General features: G+C 70.7%; 22 protein-coding genes. 12 read left to right on the top strand and 10 right to left on the bottom strand.

Annotation, left to right across the window (positions count from 1 at the left end):
• Positions 1-42: 42 nt before the first annotated feature.
• Positions 43-2,964, bottom strand: a complete 2,922-nt coding sequence (locus tag AB0M70_RS01745) for a glycoside hydrolase domain-containing protein (protein ID WP_365815213.1) — start codon at positions 2,962-2,964, stop codon at positions 43-45.
• A 95-nt stretch (positions 2,965-3,059) separates the two neighbouring features.
• Here AB0M70_RS01745 and AB0M70_RS01740 point away from each other — a divergent pair, with 95 nt between their 5' ends.
• The 4 genes from AB0M70_RS01740 (at position 3,060) to AB0M70_RS01725 (ending at position 7,963) form a co-directional block, all read left to right on the top strand.
• Complete coding sequence (locus AB0M70_RS01740; RefSeq protein WP_365815211.1) at positions 3,060-4,202, top strand: ROK family protein; 1,143 nt, start codon at positions 3,060-3,062, stop codon at positions 4,200-4,202.
• 152 nt (positions 4,203-4,354) lie between these two features.
• Positions 4,355-5,368: an ABC transporter permease subunit gene (locus tag AB0M70_RS01735; protein ID WP_365815209.1), complete on the top strand. Its 1,014-nt coding sequence runs from the start codon at positions 4,355-4,357 to the stop codon at positions 5,366-5,368.
• Positions 5,365-6,288, top strand: coding sequence for a carbohydrate ABC transporter permease (locus tag AB0M70_RS01730; RefSeq protein WP_365815207.1), 924 nt, complete (start codon positions 5,365-5,367; stop codon positions 6,286-6,288). The genes AB0M70_RS01735 and AB0M70_RS01730 overlap by 4 nt, the downstream gene beginning before the upstream one ends.
• A gap of 46 nt (positions 6,289-6,334) precedes the next feature.
• Positions 6,335-7,963, top strand: coding sequence for a hypothetical protein (locus AB0M70_RS01725; protein WP_365815205.1), 1,629 nt, complete (start codon positions 6,335-6,337; stop codon positions 7,961-7,963).
• A 62-nt stretch (positions 7,964-8,025) separates the two neighbouring features.
• On the opposite strand, the gene AB0M70_RS01720 is transcribed toward AB0M70_RS01725, so the two are convergent.
• The 3 genes from AB0M70_RS01720 to AB0M70_RS01710 all read right to left on the bottom strand — a co-directional run bounded on the left by AB0M70_RS01720 (position 8,026) and on the right by AB0M70_RS01710 (position 10,720).
• Positions 8,026-8,595 carry a GNAT family N-acetyltransferase gene (locus tag AB0M70_RS01720; RefSeq protein WP_365815203.1) on the bottom strand — a complete coding sequence of 190 codons (570 nt, stop codon included), beginning with the start codon at positions 8,593-8,595 and terminating at the stop codon, positions 8,026-8,028.
• Between the two features lie 115 nt (positions 8,596-8,710).
• The gene (locus tag AB0M70_RS01715; RefSeq protein WP_365815201.1) at positions 8,711-10,135 is read right to left on the bottom strand and encodes an amino acid permease; all 1,425 of its coding nucleotides are present in this window, start codon (positions 10,133-10,135) and stop codon (positions 8,711-8,713) included.
• Between the two features lie 123 nt (positions 10,136-10,258).
• Positions 10,259-10,720, bottom strand: a complete 462-nt coding sequence (locus tag AB0M70_RS01710) for a universal stress protein (RefSeq protein WP_365815199.1) — start codon at positions 10,718-10,720, stop codon at positions 10,259-10,261.
• 106 nt (positions 10,721-10,826) lie between these two features.
• Here AB0M70_RS01710 and lysX point away from each other — a divergent pair, with 106 nt between their 5' ends.
• Both lysX and AB0M70_RS01700 read left to right on the top strand, forming a co-directional pair.
• Positions 10,827-14,129 carry a bifunctional lysylphosphatidylglycerol synthetase/lysine--tRNA ligase LysX gene (gene lysX / locus AB0M70_RS01705; RefSeq protein ID WP_365815197.1) on the top strand — a complete coding sequence of 1,101 codons (3,303 nt, stop codon included), beginning with the start codon at positions 10,827-10,829 and terminating at the stop codon, positions 14,127-14,129.
• Between the two features lie 104 nt (positions 14,130-14,233).
• Positions 14,234-15,079 carry a polysaccharide deacetylase family protein gene (locus AB0M70_RS01700; protein WP_365815195.1) on the top strand — a complete coding sequence of 282 codons (846 nt, stop codon included), beginning with the start codon at positions 14,234-14,236 and terminating at the stop codon, positions 15,077-15,079.
• Positions 15,080-15,104: 25 nt separating this feature from the next.
• Here the strand turns inward: AB0M70_RS01700 and AB0M70_RS01695 are convergent, their stop codons facing one another.
• A complete protein-coding gene (locus AB0M70_RS01695; RefSeq protein ID WP_365815193.1) occupies positions 15,105-15,761 on the bottom strand; it encodes a class F sortase in 657 nt (218 codons plus the stop codon).
• Positions 15,762-16,112: 351 nt separating this feature from the next.
• Between AB0M70_RS01695 and AB0M70_RS01690 the strand changes: the two genes are divergently transcribed.
• Positions 16,113-16,625 (top strand): hypothetical protein, encoded by a 513-nt coding sequence (locus AB0M70_RS01690; RefSeq protein ID WP_365816249.1) that lies wholly within the window; start codon positions 16,113-16,115, stop codon positions 16,623-16,625.
• Between the two features lie 122 nt (positions 16,626-16,747).
• Here the strand turns inward: AB0M70_RS01690 and AB0M70_RS01685 are convergent, their stop codons facing one another.
• Together AB0M70_RS01685 and AB0M70_RS01680 are read right to left on the bottom strand one after the other, a co-directional pair.
• Entirely contained in the window at positions 16,748-17,296 is a 549-nt protein-coding gene (locus tag AB0M70_RS01685; protein WP_365815191.1) for a hypothetical protein, read from the bottom strand.
• A gap of 215 nt (positions 17,297-17,511) precedes the next feature.
• On the bottom strand, positions 17,512-17,730 hold the full coding sequence (locus AB0M70_RS01680) for a hypothetical protein (protein ID WP_365815189.1): 219 nt from the start codon (positions 17,728-17,730) through the stop codon (positions 17,512-17,514).
• A gap of 331 nt (positions 17,731-18,061) precedes the next feature.
• Here AB0M70_RS01680 and AB0M70_RS01675 point away from each other — a divergent pair, with 331 nt between their 5' ends.
• Positions 18,062-18,703, top strand: a complete 642-nt coding sequence (locus AB0M70_RS01675) for an HAD family hydrolase (RefSeq protein ID WP_365815187.1) — start codon at positions 18,062-18,064, stop codon at positions 18,701-18,703.
• Between the two features lie 63 nt (positions 18,704-18,766).
• Here the strand turns inward: AB0M70_RS01675 and AB0M70_RS01670 are convergent, their stop codons facing one another.
• Both AB0M70_RS01670 and AB0M70_RS01665 read right to left on the bottom strand, forming a co-directional pair.
• Positions 18,767-19,531 (bottom strand): hypothetical protein, encoded by a 765-nt coding sequence (locus AB0M70_RS01670; RefSeq protein WP_365815186.1) that lies wholly within the window; start codon positions 19,529-19,531, stop codon positions 18,767-18,769.
• Between the two features lie 15 nt (positions 19,532-19,546).
• On the bottom strand, positions 19,547-20,116 hold the full coding sequence (locus AB0M70_RS01665; RefSeq protein WP_365815184.1) for a hypothetical protein: 570 nt from the start codon (positions 20,114-20,116) through the stop codon (positions 19,547-19,549).
• Between the two features lie 271 nt (positions 20,117-20,387).
• Between AB0M70_RS01665 and AB0M70_RS01660 the strand changes: the two genes are divergently transcribed.
• The 4 genes from AB0M70_RS01660 (at position 20,388) to AB0M70_RS01645 (ending at position 25,406) form a co-directional block, all read left to right on the top strand.
• Positions 20,388-21,356, top strand: a complete 969-nt coding sequence (locus AB0M70_RS01660) for an SCO0930 family lipoprotein (RefSeq protein WP_365815182.1) — start codon at positions 20,388-20,390, stop codon at positions 21,354-21,356.
• 335 nt (positions 21,357-21,691) lie between these two features.
• Positions 21,692-22,504 (top strand): SAM-dependent methyltransferase, encoded by an 813-nt coding sequence (locus AB0M70_RS01655; RefSeq protein ID WP_365815180.1) that lies wholly within the window; start codon positions 21,692-21,694, stop codon positions 22,502-22,504.
• Entirely contained in the window at positions 22,501-24,636 is a 2,136-nt protein-coding gene (locus tag AB0M70_RS01650) for an EAL domain-containing protein (RefSeq protein WP_365815178.1), read from the top strand. The genes AB0M70_RS01655 and AB0M70_RS01650 overlap by 4 nt, the downstream gene beginning before the upstream one ends.
• 11 nt (positions 24,637-24,647) lie before the next feature.
• The gene (locus AB0M70_RS01645) at positions 24,648-25,406 is read left to right on the top strand and encodes a VOC family protein (protein ID WP_365815175.1); all 759 of its coding nucleotides are present in this window, start codon (positions 24,648-24,650) and stop codon (positions 25,404-25,406) included.
• 175 nt (positions 25,407-25,581) lie between these two features.
• Here AB0M70_RS01645 and AB0M70_RS01640 read toward each other — a convergent pair whose 3' ends face one another.
• Positions 25,582-26,460 (bottom strand): LysR substrate-binding domain-containing protein, encoded by an 879-nt coding sequence (locus AB0M70_RS01640; protein WP_365815173.1) that lies wholly within the window; start codon positions 26,458-26,460, stop codon positions 25,582-25,584.
• Positions 26,461-26,558 lie beyond the last annotated feature (98 nt).

Here is a 26,558-nt window from a genome sequence, read left to right as displayed (position 1 = left end):
CCCGTGCCGGAGCCGTGCACGTGCACGGCTCCGGGCGGCATCTCACCCGAGCCGCACCAGCCACCCCCGCCCCGGCTCCACCCGTATCGCCTCGCCCGCGGCGAACTTCCGCTCCGGCTGGAAGTTCTCGATCTCCGGGGCGTATGCGGTGGTGGGGCCCGTGGCGGTGGCGAGGGTGATGTCCACGGGTTCCGCGGCCCAGGAGGCAAGGGCCGTCACGGTTCCTCCCGGGCCCTCCCAGGTGGTGGCGAGGACATCGTCCCGTCCGGTCCGGACCGGCGGCGCATCGCCGGCCCACCAACCCGTCATCTCCGCCTCGGGCAGCCGGAGTTGATCGAAGGCCCGCCACAGCGGCCGTACGTCCGTCATGGGCGCCCGCGCGGTCATCCCGAAGACCAGGCCGCGCCAGGGATTGCCGCCGCCCTCCAGCATCTCGCCCATCAGGCCGAAGCAAATGCCCGAGATCTCGACGAGCCAGTACGCGGGATCGCCCCCGGCGGCTCCGTCCTCGCCCTCGTAGTCGAAGAGTTCTCCCAGCCAGAGCCGGTCGACGTAGGGCAGCAGCTCCGCGTACAGATTGGCGCTGGAGGCGAACCCGTCCGGCTCGCGGTACTGGTTGCAGGAGTGCAGGTCGACCAGCGGTGGCCGCTCGCCGGAAGCGGACAGCACCTTGCGGACCCGCTTCATGGTCGTCCGGTCGTACGCCACGTCGTCGAGGTAGAGCCCGTCGACGCCGACCACCCGCCGCAACCGCTCGATCCCGCTCACATAGGAGTTGTGCCATCGCGAGTCGCCGGAGGTGACGACCGCGACGTCCCCCACATCGGGCGCCACCCACCCGGGCACGTAGTTCCCGCCCAGATGCTCCCGCAGCCACGCGTGCCCGCCCCCCGGCCCGGGTGCGAAGATCTCGTCGCCCAGCGAGGCGAGCACCGGCAACTCCGGTGTGTGACGCGTCAGTTCGCGCACCGTGTCGTACACCTTGACCTGGATCCCGAGCCGGTGCGCCTCCTCGGTGTAGGAGCGCAGGGCGTCCGCGCCCAGGAGCGGGTCGTTGATGTACGGGTTGGGCGGCGTGGCGTGGTGCAGATTGGCGACGTTGGCGCCGTACCCGGCGATCTCCGAGGGCGGCGCGTATGCGTGGAAGTAGCGCTCGGAAAACTGCCGCGCCGGGTCGAGCGGCTTGAACGGGGTCAGGAGGAGCCGGAACTCGAAGCAGCGGGTCTCGCCCGCGCGCAGTGTGAGCGGACCGCTGAAGGCGGAGAGGCAGCGCACGCCCTCGCTCGTGCGCAGCCGCACCCCGCCCGTCCCGTCGCCCGCCCAGGAGCGCGGGGTGCGCAGCGGCTTCTCGCGGTAGTAGTTGGTGTTGAGCGGCCGTGCGTAGTGCTCATCACGCAGGCTCAGCTGGAGCCCCGCGGCCGGATCGCCGAGCCAGAAGGAGTCCTGGTTGCGGGTGGGCGTGTCCCATGCCCAGTCGTATGCGGCGGGACACGCCCGGCCCGTCAGGTCCAGCCCCATCGCGTACCGCGCGACCTCTTCGCGCACCGGCACGTCCAGCGTCACGTCGAGTTCGGTGTCGGCCGTGGCCTCGACGGTGGCGCGCACGACGAGGAAGCCGTCGGCCTCCAACTCGCCCTCGGTGCGCAGGAGTACGTCCTGTCCTGCGGCCCGCGAGGACCAGCGGACCCGCGCGGGGCCCGGCCGGTCCAGGCTGAGCGGCCCATGGGCCAGAGGGCGGCCGAGGTCCAGGGTGACGGGTGCGGCGAGCAGGTCGCGAGGCGGACCGTCGGCGCGCGTGACGCTCGGCGTGAAGGTGGAGACAAGCCGCCGGGGGAGCCCTTCCGGGCCGAGCTCGACGGTGCGGCCGAGCAGCGTAAGGCGCTGTCCGTCGTCCGTGGCGGCCACTTCGACCGGGGTGAACGGCGCCACGGGCTCGTCGTCCTGCGCGAGCGTCGAGTCCAGCCAGCCCAGCCGGGCGAGCCGCCACGGTTCACCTGCGCCACCGTCGGGGACGACGTCCCGGCCGACGGTGATGCGCAGCGGCAGCACGCGCTCCGGCACACCGGGCGCGCGGACGGCGATCTCCCCCTCGTACAGGCCGGGTTGAGCCTCCTCGGGCACCTCCACGCCGAACCACAGCGCGCCCGCGCGTCCCTGACCGATCGCGACGCGTCGCCCGAAGGCCTGGCCGCGCGCGTCGATGCCGCCCGTGCTGAGGCATCGTGTCGAGAAGGGGAGCCCGCGGATCTCGCCGCGTACGTCCGCGAGCTCTTGGAGTGCGTACACGCCGACCTGCACCGCGTGGAACTCCCCTCGGTCCGCGGTGACGTCGAGCGGCGTGAAGGGCGTGGCCAGTGCCCAGCGCGCGGGCAGCCGTTCGTAGCGGCCGAGGGGGTGGGTGCGGTCCTCGCCGTAGAGAAGCAACTGGGCGTCGCCGTGCGTCTGTTGGACCCGGACGCATTCGTCCTGCGTCGCCGCGAAGCCGAGCGGGGCGAAGGAGTCGACCGCGCTCGCCGCCTCGTAGGCGAAGGCGTGCGCACGGGGCAGTTTCCCCCATCCGTCGGCGTCGTGCAGGCCGCAGCGGTGCACCCAGCCGGGGTCAGCGGTCCGCGTCGGGGGCCGGTAGGCGGCCTGCGGATAGTAGGGCTTGCCCGTGTGCGCGTACGGGAGGTAGTGCACGGCGTACGTGCCGGGGCCGTCCACCGGCTCGAAGGCGATGCGCCCCCTCTCGGCCGTGGCGTCGACCGTGACGGTGTTGCGCACGCGTTCCCCGGACGGCCCGATCACGATCACGTCCACCGCGCCGGGGTCCGGGTCCTGGCGCCGCCACGGCAGCTCGGCCGCGACGGCGGGCGCCGCGGTGTCGGTGGCGTCGGCGCGCACGAGAAGCCGGTGGTTACCGTAGACGTCGCTGTCCCAGGAGCCGATGCCGCACGCAAGCTCCGGATGACCAGTCTCACCCATCTGTGCTCCCCCAAGGGCGCTATTTATTAGGTAAGTTTCTCAATCGCTCCGGGTCACACTGGAGATCAACCGATCGCGCTGTCAAGGGGGACGCCTTGAATCGGCAAGACATGAGCGGGGACCCGTCGCTGCTGCGCCGCCTCAACGCGGCCGCCGCCCTGCGCGTGCTGCGCGAGCGCGACGAGATCACCGTGCCCGAACTGGCGGGGCTCATCGGTGTGTCGCGGCCCACGGCCCAGGACCTCACGGCCCAGCTCCTGCGCGAGGGCCGCCTGGTGGAGCTGACGCCGGGCAGCGGCAGCGTGGGCAGACCGGCCCGCAGGTTCCGCTTCCGGGCGGAGGCCGCCCACGTCCTGGGCGTGGACATCGGCGCGCACAAGATCCTGGTGCACGCCGCCGACCTGCTCGGCCGTACCGTGGCCACCCAGCGTGTCGCCGTCACGCCCGAACTCCCGGCACCCGAGCGCCTGGACGCCGTCCGTGAGGCGATCGCGGGCTGCCTGGCCCAGCCGGCCGCCGCGCAGGTGCGTCCGCTGGCGACCGGCGTCGGCACCAGCGGCATGGTGGACGCCGCGGGCCGGGTGGTGGAGAGCGACTCGCTGCCCCAGTGGACGGGCCTCGACCTCACCCGCGAACTCGCCGACTCGGCCCACGGCCCCGTCGTCGTGGGCAACGACATCCAGCTCGCGACCCTCGCCGAGTGCACCGGGGGAGTGTCGGTGGGCGCCGGCGACTGCGTGTACCTGTACGTCGGCAACCGGCTCGGCATCGGCCTGTGGCTGCGCGGTCAGCTGCACCGCGGACACCGTGGCGCGGCGGGGGAGATGGTCGCGGGGGACGGCTGGGAGCGCTGCTACCAGCGGCTTCTCGACTGGTTCGCGGGGCACCAGGGCGCGGACAGGCCCACCCGGGAGAACGCCGCCCGCGCGGTGGTGACCGCGGCGGCCGCGGGCGACGGCGGGGCGAAGTACACGCTGCGGGCCTTCGCCGAGGCCCTGGCCGACAGCCTGGCCCGCCATGTCGCCGTGCTCGACCCGCAGTCCGTCGTGCTCGGCGGCGGCATCTCCCGCGCGGGCGCCCTGCTCAGCGAGCCGTTCGCGGCGCGGCTCGGCGCGCTCTGCCCCTACCGGCCGACGGTCCAAACCTCCGTACTCGGCGAGGAATCCACCGCAATCGGGGCAGCTCGCCTCGCACTGGAACACATCGAGCACGCCGAGCAGAAAAGTCCAACTCTCTAGGACCGGAAGGTGGTTGACGGGCGGGAGCCACGCTTCGATGATGTGGCTCTCTTTCGGCAAGTTGGCTTCTTAATTGGCCGGCTCTCGACGGCCGTCCCGGCTGTCGGCTGCCACTTTTCTGTTCCGTCGTGCCGCCAGGCCAGGGAGTACGTGTGACATCCCCAGCAACGCGACGCAGGCCACGAGCCGCGTCGCCGCCACCGTCCGGGTCAGGTCCGAAAGCGGATCCGAAGTCCGCCGGGCCGCCGCGCCACCGCCGCGTGCCGCTCCGCGTCCGACTGCGGAACAACTGGGTGATGCTCGCCCTCATGGCCCCTGGCCTGCTCTTCTTCCTGCTCTTCTTCTATGTGCCGATGCTCGGCAACGTCATCGCCTTCCAGGACTACCAGCCCTTCATCGGCTTCAAGGACAGCCCCATGGTGGGTCTGGCCAACTTCCAGGAGCTCTTCGCCGACCCGGCGTTCTGGGAGGCGGTCCGCAACACCCTCGCCTTCGCCGCGCTCCAGCTGATCTTCTTCTTCCCCGCGCCGCTGGCCCTCGCCCTGCTCATCAACAGCCTGGTCAGCCCGCGCATCAAGAAGTTCGTGCAGAGCGTCGTCTATCTGCCGCACTTCATCTCCTGGGTCCTGGTCGTCGCGCTCTTCCAGCAGGTGCTCGGCGGCGCGGGCCTCTTCAGCAACTACCTGCGCGACCACGGCATGTCCGCCCTGGACGTGATGACCGACCCCAGCACCTTCTCCCTCCTCATCACCGGCCAGGTGATCTGGAAGGACATCGGCTGGGGCATGATCATCTACCTGGCCGCGCTCGCGAGCGTCGACCAGAGCCTGTACGAGTCGGCGGCGGTCGACGGCGCAGGACGCTGGCGCCGCATGTGGCACGTCACCCTGCCCGCCGTACGCGGCGTCACGATCATGCTGCTCGTGCTGCGCCTCGGTGACGTCCTGTCCGTCGGCTTCGAGCAGTTCCTCCTCCAGCGCGACGCCGTCGGGGCCCGCGCGTCGGAAGTCCTGGACACGTACATCTACTACCACGGCGTCGTCTACGGCGACTGGGGCGTCGGCGCCGCGGCGGGCCTGGTCAAGGGCGTCGTCGGGGCCCTGATGATCTACGGCGCCAACAAGGTCGCCCACGCCTTCGGAGAGCACGGGGTGTACAGCAAATGAGCAGCTTCGGATTTCCCCTGCGCGCGCCGCGGACCCGCGAGGAACGGCCCGCCTGGGAGGAACCGCCGACGAAGATCGGCTCGACCGCCAAGGCCGTCGTCATCACCGTCATCTGTGCCGTGATGATCCTGCCCTTCCTCACCGTCCTCTCCACCAGCCTCGCCTCCCGCGAGGAGATCACCGAGGCGGGCGGCTTCGTCCTCTTCCCCACGGACCCGACCCTGGACGCGTACCGCACGATCCTCTCCGGCGGCATCGTCTCCCGAGCCGTCGTCGTCAGCGTCCTGATCACCCTCGTCGGCACAGCACTCTCGCTCCTGACGACGATCGCGCTCGCCTACGGCCTCAGCAAGCGCGGCGTCCCCGGCAGCAAGCCGATCCTCCTGATGGTGCTCTTCACGCTGCTCTTCGTGCCGGGCATGGTGCCGATGTACGTGGTGGTCAAGGAGCTCGGACTCCTCGACTCCTACTGGTCGTTGATCCTCCCCGTCATGATCAACGCCTTCAACCTCGTCGTCCTGCGGGCGTTCTTCATGAACATCCCCGAGGAGCTCTACCAGGCCGCGCGGATCGACGGCGCGGGGGACTGGCGCATCCTGACCCGCATCGTGCTTCCGCTCTCCAAGGGCGTCGTCGCCGTCGTCGGCCTCTTCTACGCCGTGACGTACTGGAACGCGTTCTTCAACGCCATGCTCTACCTCAACGACTCGGGCAAGTGGCCCATCCAGCTGGTCCTGCGCACCTACGTCGTCCAGGGCAAGTCCATCTCGGGCGACCAGCTCGGCGTCAGCCACATGCCGCCCCAGCAGTCGATCTCCATGGCCGTGGTCATGATCGCGCTCATCCCGATCCTGCTGCTCTTCCCGTTCCTGCAGAAGTACTTCACCAAGGGCGTGCTCACCGGCGCCATCAAGGGCTGACCCTCCCCTACCCACGACCCCCTTTGCGGAGATTCCCATGACAGGCATGTCCCGACGCACGTTCCTGAGCCTCTCCACCGCCGTCGCCGCGGGCGCGGCCGCCACCTCGCTCACGGGCTGCGGCTCGGGTGCGAAGAAGACGGGTGAGGCGGCATCGGCCAAGGTCAAGCTGCCTTCGTACGTCCCCTTCGGCAAGGTCGAGCCCGATCTGCCGCCGAACGCGAAGGGCCTGTCGGCGGGGTTCCTCTCGTACCCCAAGGACCTGGTGCGCAGCGTCCCCAAGACCCCCGGCGACGGTTCGAAGATCACGGTGCTCACCGAGATCTGGACCCAGCCGCCGGCCCCCGCGGGCTCCAACGCGCACTGGCAGAAGGTGAACAAGGCACTGGGCGTCGACCTGGGAGCGATCCTGGGAACCGACCCCGGATACGAGGAGAAGTTCTCCGCCGTCATCGCGGGCGGCGACCTGCCCGACCTCCTGTGGATACCGCCGAACCAGGGCATCCAGCACATCGCCGAACTGCTCGAGGCCAAGTGCGCGGACATCACGCAGTACGTCAGCGGGGACGCGGTGAAGGACTATCCCCACCTCGCCGCGATGACCCCCGCGCACTGGAAGACCGCCGTCGTCAACGGCAAGATCTGGGGCGCTCCCAGCCCGTACCCCGCCTTCGGGCAGGTCTACGGCGGCAATCCGAGGATCTGGGAGAAGGCGGACGGTTTCTCGGCGAGCGGCCCCGAGGAGTTTCTCGCCAAGTGCAAGGAGGTCACGGGCGGCAAGGTCTGGGCCCTCGAGCCGATCTACGTCAACGCCGCCGGCGTGATGAGCCAGTGCTTCGGCGCCCCCAACAAGTGGCGCCAGAACAAGGACGGTTCGCTCACCTGGTGGCAGGAGACGGACGAGTACACCGAGGCCCTCAACTTCGTCCTGAAGCTGAAGAAGGCCGGGGTCTTCTACCCCGGCAACCCCAAGATGGCGGACGCGAACACCAAGCTGGCGCAGGGCTCGATCGGCGCCACCGTCCACGCCAACCCCTTCAACGCGCGCCGTGACATCCGCGTCCAGGACCCCGCCCTGGCCGCCGAGATCCTGATCCCGTTCGGCGTGGGCGGCAAGAAGCCGAAGCACCACTATCACCTGGGCACGATCGGCTACACCGCCATCAAGAAGGGCGACGAGAAGCGCGTGCGCATGCTGCTCGGCGTGCTCAACTACCTGGCCGCGCCGTTCGGCACCACCGAGCGCGAGTTCCTCGAGTTCGGCACCGAGGGCGAGGACTTCACGTACGACAAGAACGGCTTCCCGGAGCGTTCCAAGAAGGGCAAGCAGCAGGTCGAGGGTCTGTTCAGCGGACTGACCACGGCGACCACCTCACCGTTCGCGCTGGTCGCGTCGGCGTTCCCGGGCACCGACCGCGCCCAGGACGTCAAGGACGTCTACGCCGCCGAGCAGAAGCTCATCGGGACCGCCGTGCAGAACCCGGTCGTCGGCCACTACTCCGACGCGTACACCCAGCACTACGGCCGCATGTCGACGGAGGCGACCGACCTGGTCAACGACATCGTCAGCGGCCGCAAGAAGCTGAGTGAGTGGAAGCCCTTCTGGGCGGAGTGGAAGAACAAGGGTCTGGAGCAGATGGCCCGGGAGTTCCAGAAGTCCATCGAGAGCGTCTGAGTCCCGCCCCGCCGCACCCCGCGCCATCGGCGCACCGCCGTTCGGGAGGGCGCGGGTGCGGTTCAGGGGGCGACGGGCTGGTGGATGAAGCCGGTCAGCGGTGCGAGGACCTTCCAGTCGAGCGTTTCGTAGAGCGCCCGGCCCTGCACGGTCGCGCCCAGGAGGCCGGTGGTCGCACCGCTCTCGATGGCCGCGTCGGTGAGGGCGCCCATCACGACCGTGCCGAGGCCGAGGCGCCGGTGAGCCTCCTCGGTGACGATCTGGTCGAAGACGCCCGCCGCGCCCGTCAGGCCGACCTGACCCCGCGCGGCGAGCTCCCCGTCGGCGGTCAGGATCCGCACGCCGATGACGCCGTCGGCGGTCTCGGTCGTGGCCGAGTAACCCCGTGGCGCGCGCACGGCGGACGGACGCAGGTCGACCGCCATCAGGAAGCCGGGATCGGTCGGCTCCCACGCGGGCGAGAACCACGGCGTCATGACGTCCGGTGCCAGGAAGCCCTTGACGCAGGTGGCCGGTCCGGTGACCGAGCCGATGAGCCCGCGGGCCGTCTCGGCATCGGCGTCGAGCAGGACGTGACGGACCCTCTGGGCCCGCTGTCCGACCTGGATGCTCAGCCCCCACGGTGCGTCCACCGGTTGCGGCACCCTCCGTGAGACGGTCCACCCCTCGACCCACGAGCGTGCGAGCTCCCACATCCGGCCACCCCTCCGAGTAACGACTGATAAGAGGATGCGGATGTTACACAACCTAGGGAACGCGGTCGGTCTTCGCCAGCTCCGACTTCCGGTACGAGTACCCGAAGTACACGATGAGGCCGACCGCGAACCACACCGCGAACCGCGCCCACGTCTGCCACTGGAGGAACGTGATCAGCCAGATGGAGAAGACGACCCCGATCGCGGGCACCACCGGCATTCCGGGGCAGCGGAACGTCCGCGGCAGATCGGGCTGCTTGTAGCGCAGCACGATCACCGCGACGCACACCACGACGAAGGCCAGCAGGATGCCGATGTTGGTCAGTTCGGCCGCCTCACCGATCGGCAGGAACCCGGCGATGGCGGCCGAGGCGAATCCGACGATCCACGTCACCCGCGTCGGCACGTGGCGGGTCTTGTGCGTCTTGGCGAACCACTTCGGCAGCAGCCCGTCACGGGACATGCTGAACCAGACGCGGGTGACGCCCAGCATGAAGGTGAACATCACGGTGAGGATGCCGATGATCGCGCCGACCGCGATGACGTCGGCGAGACCGCCGAGCCCCACCGACTTGAAGGCGGTGGAGAATCCGCTCTCCGGGTCGATGTCCTTGTAGCTCTGCATGCCCGTGAGGACGAGACAGGCCAGGACGTACAGGACCATCGAGATCGCCAGGGAGTAGAGGATCGCCTTCGGCATGTGCCGCTGGGCGTCCTTGGACTCCTCGGCGGCGGTGCTCATGGCGTCGTAGCCGAACACGGCGAAGAAGACCGTGGCCGCGCCCGTGAACGCGCCGCTGACGCCGAAGGGGAAGAACGGCTTGTAGTTGCCCGTGTTGATGTGGAAGAACCCGACCGCGATCACCACGAGGACGACCAGGACCTTGAGGACGACCACGACCATCTCGAAGCGCGCGGCGTTCTTGATGCCGAGCGTCAGCAGATAGGCGATGAGCAGGCACAGCACCGCGGCGAAGAGGTCCACCTTGTGGCCGTCGCCCGTGCCGGGGGCGCCCAGCATCCAGTGGGGCAACGAGGCGCCCATGTCCTCGATCAGGAAGTTGAAGTAGCCCGAGATGCCGATCGCGACCACCGCCACGATCGCCGTGTACTCCAGGAGCAGGTCCCAGCCGATGAACCAGCCCGTGAGCTCGCCGAGCACCACATAGCCGTAGGTGTAGGCCGATCCCGCCTTCGGGATCAGACCCGCGAACTCTGCGTACGAGAAGGCCGCCGCCGCGCTCGCGATGCCGGCGATGAGGAAGGAGATGAGGACGGCCGGCCCGGCCGTGCCGTTGGCCACCGTCCCGGCGAGGGTGAAGATGCCGGCGCCGATGATGCCGCCGACGCCGATCGCGGTGAGTTGCCAGAGGCCGAGCGAGCGGGAGAGCCCGCCACCCGCTCCCTCTTCGGTCTCGTCGATGTGTTCGATGGGCTTGCGGCGCAGAACGCCGTGCCCCATCCGGAGTCCCGCCATGAGCTCCACCTTTTCGCGGACGGCAGTCGGCTGATGGCGGATCATGATGGCGCAGGCCCGTGCGTGACGGAAGACGCCACACCCCTCGTACGTGTGAGGGTTCAGCAGTCTGGGGGCCCGGGGTTACGGCACCACGGTGACGGGCCAGCGGCCCGCCTTGACGAGGCGTACGGCGACCGAGCCGACGATCCGGTGGCCCGCCTGCTCGGAGGCGCCGACGATCACGGCGTCGGCCTTGAGGTCGTCCGCCGCGGTGACCAGACCGCTGTAGGGGTCGCCGCGGAAGGTGTGGAACTCCCAGCGCACGTCGAATATGTCCTTCACCCGCTCGGCCGACTCCCTGATCTCGGCGATCAGTCCCTCGGCGATCTCGTCGGTCGTCTCGGCCACCGGGGCGCCGAGCGCGGCGCCCGCGGCCATCACCGGCTGGATGTAGACGACGGCGAGCAGGGCCCGCTGCCGTCGCGCGAGGCCTCCGGCGTAGGCGGCGGCCCGGAGCGAGGAGTCCGATCCGTCGACCCCGACGACGATCACCTTCGGGCCGTCGGTGCCGCGTTCGAACTGGTGGGAGTGGTCTTCAGTCACAGCCGAGAGGTTAACGGAGAGCGCCGTTCCTGTTGAGGGCGCCCGCGGTCCTGCCTGCGCACCGCCTCGACGGGCGGCACCGGCCGACCCTTCCTAGGGTCGGTCCATGAGCACCAGCGTGGAGAGCCCGAGGACCGCGCCACCGCAGGGCGCGCGAGACCGCTTGCTCGGACGGGTGCCGGAAGGGTTCGCCACCTTCTTCGGCACCCTGGGCCTGTTCTGCGCGATCCTCGCGGTCGTCGCCCCGCTGCGCCACCTGCTGCGCCCGGTGGTCCGCTTCCTCGACCTCCTCACGGTCCCGGTGAGCCCCAACCTGGCGTACGCGGTCTTCCTTTTCCTCCTCGCGGCGGCGACAGCGGCCCGCAAGAAGGTCGCCTGGTGGCTCGTCATCGTCTACCTGGGGCTCCTCCTCGCCTTCGACGTGCTCGGTATCGTCCTCGGCTACTGGGCCGACTCGCTCCCTTCGTTGATCGTCTGCGGTATCGCCTTCGTCCTCCTGGTCCTGGCCCGCAAGGAGTTCTCCGCCGACTCCCGCCGTGGGGCGGTCCGGCGCGCCCTCCTGGTGCTCGTCGCGGGCCTGGCCGTGGCGATCCTGGCCGGCTGGGGGCTCGTCGCGCTCTTCCCGGGGACGCTGCCGCGCGGCCAGGCCCTGCTCTGGGCGGCGAACCGTGTCTGCGGCGGGCTCTTCACCGGCCACGACTACTTCGACGGCCGGCCTCCGCGCGCCCTGCACTTCTGGCTCGGCCTCTTCGGCGCCCTCGCCCTCCTGAACGCCGCCGCGGCGCTCTTCCGCTCCCAGCGCATGGAAGCCGCCCTGCACGGCGACGAGGAACCCCGCATCCGCGCGCTCCTGGGGACGTACGGCGCCCAGGACTCCCTCGGTTACTTCGCCACCCGGCGCGACAAGGCCGTCGTCTTCTCGCCCAGCGGCAAGGCCGCCGTCACCTACCGGGTCGAGGCAGGCGTCTGCCTGGCCAGCGGCGATCCCGTCGGCGACCGTGAGGCCTGGCCGCACGCGATCGGCGCCTGGCTGGAGGTGGCCCGGCGGTACGCCTGGGCGCCCGCCGTGATGGGAGCCTCCGAGGAGGGCGCCACCGCCTACGCGCGCTCCGGACTCGGCGCGCTTCAGCTCGGCGACGAGGCGATCCTGCACGTCGCGGACTTCGACCTGGACGGCCGGGACATGCGGGTCACCCGCCAGGCCGTGAACCGGGTACGCCGCACCGGTGCCACCACCCGCATCCGCCGCCACTCCGCCCTCACCGACGAGGAGATGGAGGAGATCGTCGACAAGGCGGACGCCTGGCGGGACACCGAGACCGAGCGCGGCTTCTCGATGGCGCTCGACCGCCTCGGCGACCCCGAGGACGGCGACTGTCTCCTCGTCGAGGCGCTGGACGCCGACGGCCGGCTCATCGCCCTGCTCTCCCTCGTCCCCTGGGGCAGGGACGGCATCTCCCTGGACCTGATGCGCCGCGACCGGGCGACCGCGCCCAACGGCGTCATGGAGTTCATGGTCGCCGAACTCTGCGCGGACGCGGGCAGGTCAGGGGTACGGCGCATCTCCCTGAACTTCGCCGTGTTCCGCTCGGTCTTCGAGGAGGGGGCCCGCATCGGCGCCGGGCCCGTGCTGCGGCTGTGGCGCAAGCTGCTGCTCTTCTTCTCCAAGTGGTGGCAGCTCGAAGCGCTCTACCGCTCCAACGCCAAGTACCACCCCGAGTGGTACCCCCGCTTCATCTGTTACGGCGACGCCGGGGCGCTCGCCCGGATCAGCCTCGCCTCGGGCATCGCCGAAGGGTTCGTGTCCGTGCCCTCGCTGCGCAAGCTCTGGGGCAAGGGCCGGGGACACAAGGGGGTCACCAAGCCGACGAGCACGGAACACCTCCCGCCGATCTCCGCCCTGGGCCTCGCGGGCCACGGCGACGGCGCGGACGCCGACCCCATGGCCGCGCTCCCCGACCAGGTCCGCATCCGCCACCGCAAACTCGACCGGCTGCGCGCCGACGGCATCGACGCCTACCCCGTGGGCCTCCCGCCGCGCACCCACACCCTCGCCGCTGTGACGCCCGCCCTGGCCGGGCAGGACGTCACGGTCGCGGGGCGCCTCATGCTCGTACGCGACTTCGGCGGGGTCGTCTTCGCCGTCCTGCGCGACTGGTCCGGGGACCGCCAACTCGCCCTGACCCGCGACGGGTCGGGCCAGGACGTCCTTGACCGCTTCACCTCCGGCACCGACATCGGCGACCACATCACCGCCACCGGCACGGTCGGCGCCTCCGACAAGGGCGAACTCACCGTCTTCGTCACCGGCTGGCAGCTCACCGGCAAGTGCCTGCGCCCCCTTCCCGACAAGCGCCGCGGCCTGGCCGACCCCGAGGCCAAGGTCCGCCGCCGCTACCTCGACCTGGTGGCGAGCCCCGGCGCCCGCGACGTCGTCCGGGCCCGCTCCACCGCGGTACAGGCGCTGCGCCAAGGGCTGTTGGACCGCGGCTACCTGGAGGTCGAGACCCCGATGCTCCAGCAGATCCATGGCGGCGCCAACGCCCGCCCCTTCACCACCCACATCAACGCCTACGACCTCGACCTCTACCTGCGCATCGCACCCGAGCTCTTTCTCAAGCGGCTCTGCGTCGGCGGCATGGAGAAGGTCTTCGAGATGGGCCGCACCTTCCGCAACGAAGGCGTCTCCTACAAACACAACCCCGAGTTCACCATGCTGGAGGCCTACCAGGCGTACGCCGACTACGACGTGATGCTCGACCTCACCCGCGAGCTCATCCAGGGCGCCGCCACCGCCGCCTTCGGCGCACCCCTCGCCCGCAAGGCCGACGCGGACGGCCGGCTCACCGAGCACGACATCTCAGGGCCCTGGCCGGTCAAGACGGTCTACGGCGCGATCTCCGAGGCACTCGGCGACGAGGTGGACGCCGACACCGAGCTGCCGCGGCTGCACCAGCTCTGCGACCGCGCACACGTCCCGTACCAGCCCGACGACGGCCGCGGCGACGTCGTCCTGGAGATGTACGAGCGCCTCGTCGAGGAGAAGACGACGCTGCCCACCTTCTACAAGGACTTCCCCACCGACGTCTCCCCGCTGACCCGCCAGCACCGCACCGACCCGCGCCTCGCCGAACGCTGGGACCTGGTCGCCTTCGGCACCGAACTGGGCACCGCCTACTCGGAGTTGACCGACCCCGTCGAACAGCGCCGCCGCCTCACCGCACAGTCGCTGCTCGCCGCCGGCGGCGACCCGGAGGCCATGGAACTCGACGAGGACTTCCTGGACGCCCTGGAGTACGCGATGCCGCCCACCGGCGGGCTCGGCATCGGCGTCGACCGCCTCGTCATGTTCCTCACCGGCCTGACGATCCGCGAGACGCTGCCCTTCCCGCTCGTCCGGCGCCGCTGATTCCCCTTCTTCCCGCGTGTTTCCGCTGGTCCCATCGGGTGCTTTCGCGGCCCGCCGTGGTGTTGCTGTCCGGCGTCCGCCTTCCGCCATGCGACGGATTAGTAATGAAAAAGGATCACATGACTCCTGGGCGTCGCGCACTTCTGCGCGGCGCCGCTGTCTTCGGTCTGGTCGCGACCGCCGGATGCGCGGGCTCGGAGCCCAAGGCCCCGCCAGGGCCCACGGCTTCCGGTGGTTCGGCGGCCGGCGGCCCGCCCGCCGCGCGCGCCCTCAAGCCCTCCGCGTACCGCCTCCAGCCCATGGCGGGCAACGGCCCCCCGCGCGCACCGCGCGCCCTGCCCCGCGTCCGCAAGGCGCCGATCCTGCGCATGGATGGGCAGGGCCGCAGCATGTTCCTGACGTTCGACGACGGCCCCGACCCGCGCTACACGCCGGGCATCCTGAGCACCCTGCGCAAGTACGACGTGCGCGCCACGTTCTTCGTCTGCGGTGAGATGGCCGTCGACAACAAGGACCTGCTGCGCCAGATGGCCGACGACGGGCATCTGATCGGCAACCACACCTGGACGCACCCGCTCCTTCCGAAGATGAGCCGGAGCGCGATGCGCGAGGAGATCGAGCGCACCTGTGACGTCGTGGAGGAAGCGGTCGGCGAACCCCCCGCCTGGTTCCGCGCCCCCTACGGCGCCTGGAACCGCAACGCCTTCCAACTGGGCGCCGACCTCGGCATGGAGCCGCTCGCCTGGACCGTGGACACCCTGGACTGGACCGAGCCGGGCGCCGACACCATCATCCGGCGCGTACGGGCCGGTGCGGGGCCCGGAGTGGTGGTGCTCTCGCACGACGCGGGTGGCGACCGTTCCCAGAGCGTCGCGGCGCTGCGGACCTATCTGCCGGAGCTGATCGACTCGGGTTACCGGATCACGGTGCCGAGCCGCCACGAGATGTAGGAAGAATTTCGCCCGCCCGGTGCCGTCAGCGCACATCCACCAGGCGGGCGAAAGCGACGACGTTCCCGTCGTAACCGGACCGCTTGGAGAATCCGCCGCCGCAGGTGATGACGCGCAATTCCGGAGCGCCCTTGTCGCTGTAGACGCGACTGCCCGGGAAATTGTCCTTCTCGAAGACTTCGATTCCATAGATCTCGAAAACCGCGGTCTTGCGGTCCCTGCGCAGCACCTCGACGCGATTTCCCTTCTTCAGCGAACCCAGGCCGTAGAAAACCGCGGGGCCCTGCTGATTGTCGACATGGCCGACGATCACGGACGTGCCCTTCTCGCCCGGTGACACGGCTCCGGTGAACCAGCCCGCGAGGTTCGGGTCCTCCGCCGGGGGCGCGTCCACCCAGCCGTCCTCGTCGAGCCCGACCGGCATGACCGGCGCCTCCACCTGGATGCCCTTGATCCCCACACGCTCGGCGGGGGAGAACGTCAGCGGCGCGACCGTCTTCCCCGCTCCGTCGGGCGCCGGGTCCGCCGCGGCGGCCGAAGCGGGCTGCGGCGGGCCCACGTCGAATTCCCCTGAACCATTCCGGATCAGCGCGAGGCCGGTCAGCAGAACGAGCGCCATCACGCCCCACGGCGCGCGCTTCCGCTGCGATTCCTCTTCATCGGCCGGCTGGGACGAAGGCATTCTCTGATCCCCTCTCAACGCGGCATTCGCACCGCGTCCGTTGCGCGTACAAGAACGCTAAGCGCGGCGCGCGTGCCGGGCGACAGAGCGGGAGCGAACGGGTGGCGCCCATACCGGGCATGCGCCATCCGAGTCGCGGTCGGCAGGAAATTTCTGACGGTCCGTGACCTGCGGCAATATCGGCTTGTGCGTTCACGCTTCGGCGTGTCGCCTCACCAGGACGGCCGATCGCCGAAATGCGGGTCTGAGCAGGGCAACTGAGGGTCAGTCTGGGAGGCGCTCTCGCCGATCGACCGGGGAACGGTTACCCCGGGGCGCTTTCCGCGGAGGATTCACATGCGTACTTCTCGTATGCGCACCACTCATGCCCTCGCGGTCGCCGTCACCGCGGGTGCCGTCGTCGGCCTCGCCGCCCCGACGGCATCGGCCTGGGCCGACCCGTCCAACATCGTCGCCATGCCGAGCGTGATCCCCCGCGGGGGACAGCTGACGGTCACGGTCGACGGCACCGCGTGCGCGGCCCCGGGCAGCAAGGTCACGTCGAACGCCTTTCCCGACACGCCTCTGCACTCCATGAACGGCGGCACCGCCAGCGCGAACCCCAGGGTCTACCACCACGCGAGCCCCGGCGCCCACAGCATCACCGTGCACTGCGGCAGCGGCGGTGCCAGGAAGACCCTCACCAAGCCGGACGCGTTCACCGTCATCCACGGCGGCGTCCGCGGTGGTCTCGGCGGCAGCAGCAGCTCCGGGGCGACCGGCACCGACATGGCGATCGGCGGGGCGCTCGTGACGGTCGCCCTGGTCGGCGGCGGGGTGTTCTGGATGCGCCGCCGCTCGGAGAACGCGGGGCGCGGCATCTGACCACGGGCCCGGCACCGGTGCGCCCGCCCCTCGCACGTCGGGCGCTCGTATGCCGGGCGTGAACTGTTCCGCCTCCCTGACCGGCGCGTCCCCCCTTCCGCGCCGGTCGGGCGGCGGGCGGGTCAGGACTTGTTGCCGTCCCCGGTGCGGCGGCGCGTCCAGTGGTACGCGGTGCCGAGCGTGCCCACGATCAGGACGCCGCCGAGGGCGATCTCGTGCAGGTCGAACCCGCCGAAGCTGCCGCCCACGCCGGCCTTGACCCCGTGGTGGACCGGTCCCGTGGGGTGCGAGGTGGGGTGATGGGTGGGGCGGCCGGTGGCGATGGTGAGGTCCGTGGTGCCGGTCTCGCCCTTGCAGTCGAAGGTCACCTCGTACATCGCGCCGGGCTTGGCGTCGGGGAAGACCATCGCGGCGACGGAATTCTGCCCCTTGGGGATGTGCGCGTCGTCGAAGACGCCGGAGGTGACCTTCGTGTCGCCCTCGCAGCCGTCCACGCTGAGCTGGACCTGGCCGCCCGCGGCTATCGTGGAGGGGGTGACGCGGAAGCCGAACGAGGTGATGTTGTTGGGGTTGTCCCCCTCGTCGGCGACGGCCGTAGAGGCGGTGGTGGCGCCGAGGGTCAGGGTCGTGGCGGCGAGCAGAGCGGCCGAGGCGACGCGTATCGCGCGCATGATGATTCCTCCGGGTCCCCGAGGAGCAGCCGCGGACCTTCTTCCGCTTTCACCTGATATGCACCTCGATGCCGCACACGCTAAGCAGGGACCCGGGCGGCCGCGATCCACGTCGCGCGAACGGGGCAACGGTGTGGGCCGGACAGGGGAACGGACGGGGTGTCGCGGGCGTGGTGGCGGGGTTCGGGGGACGAGGGGTGTAGCGGGGCGGGTCGTCAGGAACCAGGCCCCCACACATGCGCCGCGCCGCCTCTCCACTCCACGAGGTGGGGGTCGTCCAGGGCCATGTCCGCGTCGCCGAGGCCCGCGCGGCGCAGAAACTCCACCAGGTCGTGATCGTCGCGTGCGACACCGACGGCCCGCCCGCGCACGGTGACCCGCCGTCCGCCGTCGGTAGCGGGCGGGTGGACGATGATGGGTGTCTGCCAGGTCATGCCACCAGAGTGCGCCGTACGGGGCCGCCGCGCAGCATGGTTTACGGACCCGTGTGCGAAGCCGGTCCCGGGAGGCCGGGGTAACCGCTGCGCCGGTATCCCTCCGGGACGGTTCCCGCTCACCGGCAACCATCACGTCACCGCGCTGCCGCCGAGAAGCGCCGCCACCGCGTCGGGGTGCCGTACTGGACCAACTGCCGCGCGACCCGCGTGGGTTCGGTGGGCTCCATGGCCACAAGTATGGGCTCCATGGCGACCAGGGTGCGCCACCCCCTTTCGGGGCGCGGGTCAGACGGCCGGTCGGGGGTGGTCGCGCCATAGGCTGACCTCGATGATTGAGACCGTCGTGTTCGACGTGGGGGAGACCCTCACCAAAGATGACCGCTACTGGGCGTCCTGGGCCGACTGGCTCGGCGTGCCCCGTCACACCGTCTCCGCGCTCGTGGGAGGTGTCGTCACGCGGGGCCGCGACCACACCGAGGCGTTGCGGCTGCTCAGCCCGGACATAGACGTCGCCGCCGCCCATCAGGCCCGCGAGGCGGCGGGGCGCGGTGAGCACCTGGCCGAGACCGATCTCTACCCCGATGTGCGCCCTGCTCTCGGCGGACTGCGTGACCAGGGGCTGCGGGTCGTCGTCGCGGGCAACCGCACCGCACGCGTGGCCGAGTTGCTGCGGGGTCTCGACCTGCCCGCCGATCTCGTCGCAACCTCGGGGGAGTGGGGTGTGGCGAAGCCTGACCCCGCCTTCTTCGCCAGGGTGATCGAGGCGGCCCAGGCCGCCCCGGAGCAGACGCTGTACGTCGGAGACCACCCCGCGAACGACATCTTCCCCGCGAAGGCCGCCGGGCTGCGGGTCGCGCACATCCGGCGCGGTCCCTGGGGGCACTGGTGGGCCGACGACCAGTCCGTCGTCGAGGCCGCTGACTGGCGGATCGACTCCCTCACCCAGGTCGCGTCGGTCATCGCGGAGTGAGTACCCGTCAACCCGTCAGGACCACTGCCCCGCCCGGGAATTGAGGGCGGGGCAGCGGGTCCCTCATCCCCCGAGGTTGTCGAAGAGGGCGCGGAACGGATCCGGGGTGGCCGCGACGCCGCGGCTGTAGGGGGCGTCGAAGTCCCAGATGAGGAAGAGCAGGAAGGCGATCAAGGCCGAGAACAGCCCCGCGAGCATGAGTTCGCGTGGAGTGCGGCGGATCTGCAGGGCGAAGATCATGCCGACGGTGACGAGACCGCCCGTGATGAGGCCGAACCAGACCACGCCGGGCATGGTGGCTCCGGCGCTGTCGCCGCGGGAGTTGCGCGCGTCGTCGGCGATCGCGACCTGGTCGACCAGCGGCTGGTAGGCCTGGGCCTCGAAGTCGGACTTGGGCTCGTAGTCCGTGACGTCGTGGCGCACGCGGTCCAGGAGTTGGGTGCCGCGGTCGGTGAGTTCGCCGCGGTCGGTCATCACGTCCCACTCGGTGGTCACGACATGGCTGACATAAGCGTGTACATCCGTGCGGATGCGCTCACGGATGTCGGCCGGATAGACCCGTGCACGCTCCGACACCTCGTGCAACGCCTGGGCCTCGGTGTGCACATGGTCCTCGGCGACGCTGCGGGCCTCCCAGACACCGGCGATGGCCAGGCCCAGGACGATGGCGTACACGACACCGATCATCATCGTCATGTACTCGATGACGTCCGGGGTCTCCGAGGCGTCGTAATCCGGGCTCGTCCTGCGGTGCCGCAGGAAGGTGACGACCAGGACGACGCCGCACGCGGCCGCCATCGCGAGGGTGAGAACAAGCCATTCCGACATGGGACCTCCGACGGGTCAGCGCGGCCGCAGCGCGGCGACGGCGAGCACCGCGGGCGCGGTGAGGAGCAGGGTGAGCGAGACCAGGGACGGGCCGCCGCGGGGCGGTGCCTTGCGGTGCGCGATGCGGTACGAGGGGTAACTCACCGGCTTCGGCGTGGCCTTGGCCGGGGCGGACGGGGTCGGCTTCGGGCTCGGACCCGGTCGCGGGGGCGGAGGCGGCGCGGGCTCAGGAGGGGTCGGCCGCGCGGGCGGTGGCGGCGGGGGTGGCGGCGGAGGCGGTGGCTCCGGCGCGGGGGGCTCCGGGCGTGGCGGCGGGGCCGGAGCGGGTGGTGGCGGCGGTGGCGGCGGGGGTGGAGGCGGCGGCTTCGGGCGACGCGTGGGGCCCGCCCTGCAGACCACCCCGTCCCCCGAGACCGCCACGGCGTCACCGCCGGGTCCGTCGCCGATCGAGGCGTAGGCGCAGTTGTCGGCGGGCGCGGTGGCAGGCGCCGCGGCGGCCGCCGGCGCGCCGAGCAGCCAGGCCAGCACCAGCAGCGCCAGTAAGCGTGTGACCAGGCGGGACGAGGCCCTAGTGGATCCATGCACGTCAGGGATCATGGGCAGCGCGTCGCCCTGCCACGCCGATGCGGTCCCCTTGTGACCCGAAGGGAGGAGACGCCGGGCGCGGGCTTGACGAACAGGCGGACGCGGGCTTGACGGTCCGGCGCGTGCGGGCCCGGCGAACGGGCGGGCGTGAGCCCGACGCAGAAAAGAATCTTGAACGCCGGTTGAACGCATCAGCCGTCCCCACCCGTACCTAGGGCCATGCGTGACGCACTCCGCGGCGCGACACCCAAGCAGACAGCGGGAGTTACCGATGAAGACCTGGCGAAGCGCCTCACTCGTAGCGACAGCTGCGGCCATGCTGGCGCTGACGACGGCGTGTGGTCAGGAGAAGGGGGACCAGTCGCCGAACGGGCAGAACGTCGGCAACCAGGCCCCGGCGAAGGACGGGTACGGGGCCGGGGACGGGTACGGCGCCGACACGGGCGACGCGAAGGAAGGCGCGGGGAAGGCGAAGGCCGCCGGTCAGCTCGCCGTCTGGGACAGCAAGAAGCTCGGCAAGGTCGTCACCGACAGCGAGGGCCGCACGCTCTACCGCTTCGACAAGGACACGGCCCAGCCCCCCAAGTCGAACTGTGACGGCGCCTGCGCCTCCACCTGGCCCGTCGCGTCCCCCGAGGGCGCGGAAGCCCCGGCCGGGGTCGACAAGTCCCTGCTCGGCGAGGTGACCCGCTCCGACGGCAGCAAGCAGCTGACCATCGACGGCTGGCCGATGTACCGGTACGCCAAGGACACCAAGGCCGGTGACGCCAAGGGCCAGGGCGTGGGCGGCACTTGGTACGCCGCCGCCCCTGACGGCAAGAAGGCCGCGCCCGCGGCCGACGAGGCCGAGCCCCCCGCCGAGACGGCGCCCGTCGACCCGGCAGGGCTCTCCACCCGCAAGGACCCCAAGCTCGGGGAGATCGTCGTCGACAAGAACGGCATGACCGTCTACCGCTTCACCAAGGACTCCGCCTGGCCGATGAAGACCGCGTGCACCGGTGCCTGCCTGGAGAAGTGGCCGGTGGTGCCGCCCGTGGCCAAGAACGACACCAAGGGGATCCTGAAGAAGGGCTTCGTCGTCTTCGACCGCCCCGACGGAGTGCGCCAGCAGACGATCGACTGCTGGCCGATGTACACCTTCGCCGGTGACAAGAAGCCCGGCGACACCAATGGCCAGGGCGTGGGCGGCACTTGGTACGCCGCCGGCCCTGACGGAAAGCCTGTCGGCGCCCCGAAGTAGGCGTACAGGAAGCAGGCGTACGGGAAGCAGCCGTACGGGAAATAGACGTACAGGAAATAGAGGTACAGAAGCAGTCGGCGTCGAAGGGCAAGTCCGAAGAAGAAGTCGGCCAAGAAGGGGGGTCAGTCAGAAGTACCTCGCGTACGGTCTACCGGTCCGTTCCTTTCCCCCTCCCGGGGAGGAACGGACCGGTTCTTTGGGTTGAAATTCGGCACTTGCCACAGGCAGTGACCGAGAACGGACGCCCAATTTCCGTTTTGACTCGCTCCCTTGGCGGACGATCAGTAGCCTCACCTTCGAACACCGGCTCGTCTCGCCTACGCCTTGGAGTCTTGATGGAGCGTCCCGCCTGGGCCCCGCAGGGCATCGACATCACGATGCCCAGCGTGTCCCGCATCTACGACTACTACCTGGGCGGTTCGCACAACTTCGAGGTCGACCGGGACGCAGCCCGCCGGGCCATGGAGTACCTGCCGGGGCTGCCCAAGATCATGCAGGCGAATCGTGCCTTCATGCGCCGAGCGGTGCGTTACGCCGTGGACCAGGGCATCACCCAGTTCCTCGACATCGGTTCGGGCATCCCCACCTTCGGCAATGTGCATGAGGTCGCGCGGCGGGCCGACCCCGAATCCCGCGTGGTGTACGTCGACCACGACGCGGTCGCCGTGGCACACAGCCGTGCCGTCCTCGACGGCGACGAGAAGACGGCCGTCGTCGCCGCGGATCTGCGCAAACCGCAGGACATTCTGGGCAGTTCGGAGGTCAAGGGGCTGCTCGACCTGGACCGTCCCGTCGCCCTTCTTCTCGTCGCCGTCCTGCATTTCGTGGAGGACGCGTACGATCCCTACACAGCGGTCGCCGAACTGCGGGACGCAACTGCGCCCGGCAGCGTGATCGCCCTCACGCACGCCTCGTACGAAGGGATGCCGATCCCCGCCGAGCAGGCCGGTCAGGCCGTCGGCGTCTACAAGGACATCCGCAATCCACTGATCATGCGCTCGCGCGAAGAGATCGCGCGGTTCTTCGAGGGATACGACATGGTGGAACCCGGCCTCGTGCCGATGCCGCGCTGGCGGCCCGACACCGCGCCCGAGGAGGAGGATCCCTATGCCTTCTCCGGGTTCGCCGGCGTGGGGCGCAGGGCATGAGCGGGGAACCGGACGGCCCCGAGGACAGAGTGCGCAGGTTCGCCACCATCTGGAGCCGCGCCATCTTCCCCGTGACGGCGACGTCGCTGACCCGTCCCGAGTTCGAGCTGCAACTGGTGCCGCTGGCACGGAGGTTGCGTGCCGCCCTGCACGAGCGGATCTTCGACGCGGCCGAGGGCCAGGCGATCGGCGCGGCGCTCGTCGGCACCCACTGCACCGACCCCGAGGCGCTGAGCCGCACGCTCGACTGCGTGGACGCCTATCTCGTCCTGTACTGCGGCGACGACGGACCCCAGGAGGAGCTGCGGGCCCGGTCCGCGCGCCTGCAGCACGCGGTGGCCGCGGGTTTCGCGGCAGCCCTGCGCGAGCGGACCCTCGCCGAGCAGGAGGCGATATCCCGCGCCGCCCTGAACGCCCGCAGCGCGGTCGCCGAAGCCCTGCACGCGAGCGAGGCACGCTTCCGTGCCGTCTTCCACGGCGCGGCGATCGGCATCGGCATCGCCGACCTCACGGGCACGGTCCTGGAGGCGAACGACGCGCTGATCCGCATGTTCGGCGGTCTGGAGAGCCAGCTGCGCGGGCGCAACGTCGCCGAGTGGACCCACCCGGAGGACTCCCCCCACGTATGGAAGCTCTACGAGGAGCTGGTGCGCGGGGAGCGCGAGCACTACCGCGTGGAGAAGGCCTTCTACCGCCCCGACGGCACCGCCCTGTGGACCAACCTGACCGTCTCGCTGCTGCGTGACGCGGACGGAGTGCCGCAGTACCAACTGGCGTTGATGGAGGACACCACCGAACGCCGGCTGCTCAATCTGCGCCTTCGCTACGAGGCCACGCACGACGCGCTCACCGGCCTGCCCAACCGCACCCTGTTCTTCGAGCGCCTGGAGAAGGCCCTCGCCGCGGGCGACGGCGCACGCTTCGGGCTCTGCTATCTCGACCTCGACGGCTTCAAGACGGTCAACGACAGCCTCGGGCACGCGGCGGGCGACCGGCTCCTCGTCGAGGTCGCCGACCGGCTCCAGTCGTGCGCCACGGCCCCCGGCGAGATGGTCGCGCGGCTCGGCGGCGACGAGTTCGTGGCGCTGACCACGGGCCGCGACACCGAGGCCGAGGTGGACGAGCTCGCCGGGCGCATCATGCACGCGCTCTCCACGCCGATCCGCGTCGAGGGCCGCGAGCTGACCGTGCGCGGCAGCATCGGCATCGTCGAGGGCCCGGCCGGTGAGCGAGGTGCGGCGGAGGTGCTGCGCAGCGCCGACATCACGATGTACCGCGCGAAGTCCGCGGGCGGCAACCGCTTCGAGCTGGCCGACCCCGAGGCCGACGCCCGCGCCATCACCCGGCACGGCCTGACCACCGCGCTGCCCGCCGCCCTGGAGCGCGGCGAGTTCTTCATCGAGTACCAGCCCCTGGTGCACCTGGGCGACGGCAGCGTGCGCGGGGCGGAGGCGCTGGTGCGGTGGCTGCATCCGCAGCACGGCATCATCGGCCCCGACCGGTTCATCCCGCTCGCCGAGCACACCGGCCTGATCGTGCCGCTCGGCCGCTGGGTCCTCGAGGAGTCCGTCCGCCAGGCCCGCACCTGGGAGGCGCGGCACAAGGACGCCGGGCCGCTGCGCGTGAACGTGAACCTCTCGCCCATGCAGCTGAACCACCCCGGCCTGGTCTCGGACACCGTGGAGATCCTGGAGCGCGCCGGGCTCGAACCGGGCGCGCTGTGCCTGGAGGTGACCGAGTCCGCGCTGATCGGCGCCGACGACGACCTGCTCAAGCCGCTGCGGCGGCTCGCCGAGATGGGCGTGGACATAGCGCTCGACGACTTCGGCACGGGCTATTCAAACCTCGCCAACCTGCGCCGCCTGCCGGTGAGCATCCTCAAGCTCGACCGCTCCTTCACCCAGGGCATGCAGCACTTCCCGGCCGACCCCGTCGACCTGAAGATCGTCGAGGGCATCGTCGCGCTCGCCCACAGCCTGGACCTCGCGGTCACGGTCGAGGGCGTGGAGACGGGCGCCCAGGCGGATCAGCTGCGAGAGTTGGGCTGCGACACGGCACAGGGCTGGTACTACGCCAGGCCCGGCCCGCCGGACCAGCTGCACGAGCTGGCGCTGGCCGACGCGGTGAGCTGAGGAGTACGAGGATGTCCGACGGAGTGATCCAGTGGGTGTACGCCTTCGTGGACCGGCCCAAGGACGGGTTCGCGAAGGCCCATGACTTCTGGGCGGCGGTCACCGGCACGCGGCTCTCCGCCTTCCGGGGCGACGACGGCCAGTTCGTGACGCTCCTTCCTGAGGGGGCCGACGCCTTCCTGAAGGCGCAGGCGGTCGGAGGACCCGGCGGCGCGCATCTCGACTTCTCGGTGGAGGACGTACCGGCCAAGGCGCGCGAGGCCCGCGCGCTCGGGGCCACTCCGGTCTTCGCGGAGGAGGGCATCGAGGTCCTGCGCTCTCCGGGAGGGCAGCTGTTCTGCGTGGTGCGCTGGGAAGGCGAGAAGATCCGCCCCGGGCCGCTTCTCGCGCCGGACGGGACCACGAGCCGCCTCGACCAGGTGTGCCTGGACGTGCCGCCTTCGGTGTTCGAGGCGGAGAAGGCGTTCTGGCCCGCCTTCACGGGGTGGTCCGACCGCCCGGGGTCACGCCCGGAGTTCCACCTCGTCGAGCCTGACCCACGGCTGCCGGTCCGCATTCTGCTCCAGCGCCTCGACACGGAAGGACCGGCCGGAGCACACCCGGACTTCTCCTGCTCCGACCTCGACGCGGACCGCGTCCGGCATGAGCGGCTCGGCGCCGAGACCGTGTGGCGCGGGCCGCACTGGATCGTGATGCGGGACCCGGCGGGCGGCACGTACTGCCTGACGATCAGGAACCCCGAGACCGGCGGCTTGCCCGACGCGCGTTAGCTTCGCTGGAACCTGCGGGCCGGTGGGGGCTTGCCGCGCAGTTCCCCGCGCCCCTCAGACGGCGCCGGGAACCCCGTGACGGCATGGGGGGGCGCCCCTCAGGGGCGCGGGGAACTGCGCGATCAGCCACGTCCCACCCGCAGTCCACGTACCGGCCTCACCGCGAAGCGGAAACTCACCGCTCAAGCAGCATCCGCTGCAGCTCCCGCGCGGCCCGCGGCGGAGCCACATCGCTGCGGTGCGCCAGCGCGATCGTGCGCTGCAGGGACGGCTGGGCCAGCGGAGTCATCCGCAACCCGCGCCCGGCGCGTTCGGCCACCATGCGCGGCACGACCGCGACCCCGAGCCCGGCCTGCACGAAGCCGAGCACCGCGTCCATCTCGCCGCCCTCGACCGCGAACTCCGGCTCGAACCCCTCGGCCCGGCAGGCGGCGACCGTCAGCTCCCGCAGGTCGTAGCCGTGCCGGAACATCACGAGGCGCTCCCGTTGCAGATCGGCCACCCGTACCGACGTGCCGCCGAACTTCCGCGCGTCCGGGGACGACACCACGACCAGGTCCTCGCGGAGCAGCTCCACCGTGGTCAGGGCCGGAGAAGGGGTGGGGAGGGGGAGCACGACGACGGCCAGGTCCAGGGCGCCGCGCGCCAGTTCGCGCACGAGGTCGTGGGAGCCGCTCTCCTCGAGCAGGAGCTGGATGCCGGGGTGGCGGTCGTGGAAGGCGCGCAGCACGTCCGGCAGCAGGCCGGTGCAGACGCTGGGGGTCGCCCCCAGGCGGATGCGGCCGCGGCGCAGCTGGGCCAGCTCCTGGACCTCGATGCGCGCGGTGTCGGCGTCCGCGAGGATGCGGCGGGCCAGCGGAAGCAGCGCCTCGCCCGCGTCGGTCAGCGCGATGTTGCCGCGGGCCCTGCTGAACAGTTCGGCGCCCAGCTCCTTCTCCAGGGCGCGGACCTGCTGGGAGAGCGAGGGCTGGGAGACGTGGACCTGCTCGGCGGCGCGCGTGAAGTGCCTGGTCTCGGCCACCGCGACAAAGTAGAGGAGCTGTTGGAACTGCATATACGGCAGGGTACGGCCGATGATAGCCACTCGCTATCGAGATGAGCTGATCCATCTCTTGGACCGATCGGGACTTTCGGCCTTAGCGTCGGTCCCAT

The organism is Streptomyces sp. NPDC051214 (assembly GCF_040682375.1).
Lineage (GTDB): Bacteria > Actinomycetota > Actinomycetes > Streptomycetales > Streptomycetaceae > Streptomyces.
The sequence above is the reverse complement of the archived record's forward strand: the minus strand, read 5'-3'. Positions and strand labels throughout refer to the sequence as shown.

What these genes read in the sequence shown, in the direction of transcription:
- AB0M70_RS01745 (WP_365815213.1), bottom strand. Translation starts at nt 2,964, where the DNA reads ATGGGTGAGACTGGTCATCCGGAGCTTGCGTGCGGCATCGGCTCCTGG.
- AB0M70_RS01730 (WP_365815207.1), top strand. Translation starts at nt 5,365, where the DNA reads ATGAGCAGCTTCGGATTTCCCCTGCGCGCGCCGCGGACCCGCGAGGAA.
- AB0M70_RS01725 (WP_365815205.1), top strand. Translation starts at nt 6,335, where the DNA reads ATGTCCCGACGCACGTTCCTGAGCCTCTCCACCGCCGTCGCCGCGGGC.
- AB0M70_RS01715 (WP_365815201.1), bottom strand. Translation starts at nt 10,135, where the DNA reads ATGGCGGGACTCCGGATGGGGCACGGCGTTCTGCGCCGCAAGCCCATC.
- lysX (WP_365815197.1), top strand. Translation starts at nt 10,827, where the DNA reads ATGAGCACCAGCGTGGAGAGCCCGAGGACCGCGCCACCGCAGGGCGCG.
- AB0M70_RS01700 (WP_365815195.1), top strand. Translation starts at nt 14,234, where the DNA reads ATGAAAAAGGATCACATGACTCCTGGGCGTCGCGCACTTCTGCGCGGC.
- AB0M70_RS01695 (WP_365815193.1), bottom strand. Translation starts at nt 15,761, where the DNA reads ATGCCTTCGTCCCAGCCGGCCGATGAAGAGGAATCGCAGCGGAAGCGC.
- AB0M70_RS01690 (WP_365816249.1), top strand. Translation starts at nt 16,113, where the DNA reads ATGCGCACCACTCATGCCCTCGCGGTCGCCGTCACCGCGGGTGCCGTC.
- AB0M70_RS01685 (WP_365815191.1), bottom strand. Translation starts at nt 17,296, where the DNA reads ATGCGCGCGATACGCGTCGCCTCGGCCGCTCTGCTCGCCGCCACGACC.
- AB0M70_RS01680 (WP_365815189.1), bottom strand. Translation starts at nt 17,730, where the DNA reads ATGACCTGGCAGACACCCATCATCGTCCACCCGCCCGCTACCGACGGC.
- AB0M70_RS01675 (WP_365815187.1), top strand. Translation starts at nt 18,062, where the DNA reads ATGATTGAGACCGTCGTGTTCGACGTGGGGGAGACCCTCACCAAAGAT.
- AB0M70_RS01670 (WP_365815186.1), bottom strand. Translation starts at nt 19,531, where the DNA reads ATGTCGGAATGGCTTGTTCTCACCCTCGCGATGGCGGCCGCGTGCGGC.
- AB0M70_RS01660 (WP_365815182.1), top strand. Translation starts at nt 20,388, where the DNA reads ATGAAGACCTGGCGAAGCGCCTCACTCGTAGCGACAGCTGCGGCCATG.
- AB0M70_RS01655 (WP_365815180.1), top strand. Translation starts at nt 21,692, where the DNA reads ATGGAGCGTCCCGCCTGGGCCCCGCAGGGCATCGACATCACGATGCCC.
- AB0M70_RS01650 (WP_365815178.1), top strand. Translation starts at nt 22,501, where the DNA reads ATGAGCGGGGAACCGGACGGCCCCGAGGACAGAGTGCGCAGGTTCGCC.
- AB0M70_RS01645 (WP_365815175.1), top strand. Translation starts at nt 24,648, where the DNA reads ATGTCCGACGGAGTGATCCAGTGGGTGTACGCCTTCGTGGACCGGCCC.
- AB0M70_RS01640 (WP_365815173.1), bottom strand. Translation starts at nt 26,460, where the DNA reads ATGCAGTTCCAACAGCTCCTCTACTTTGTCGCGGTGGCCGAGACCAGG.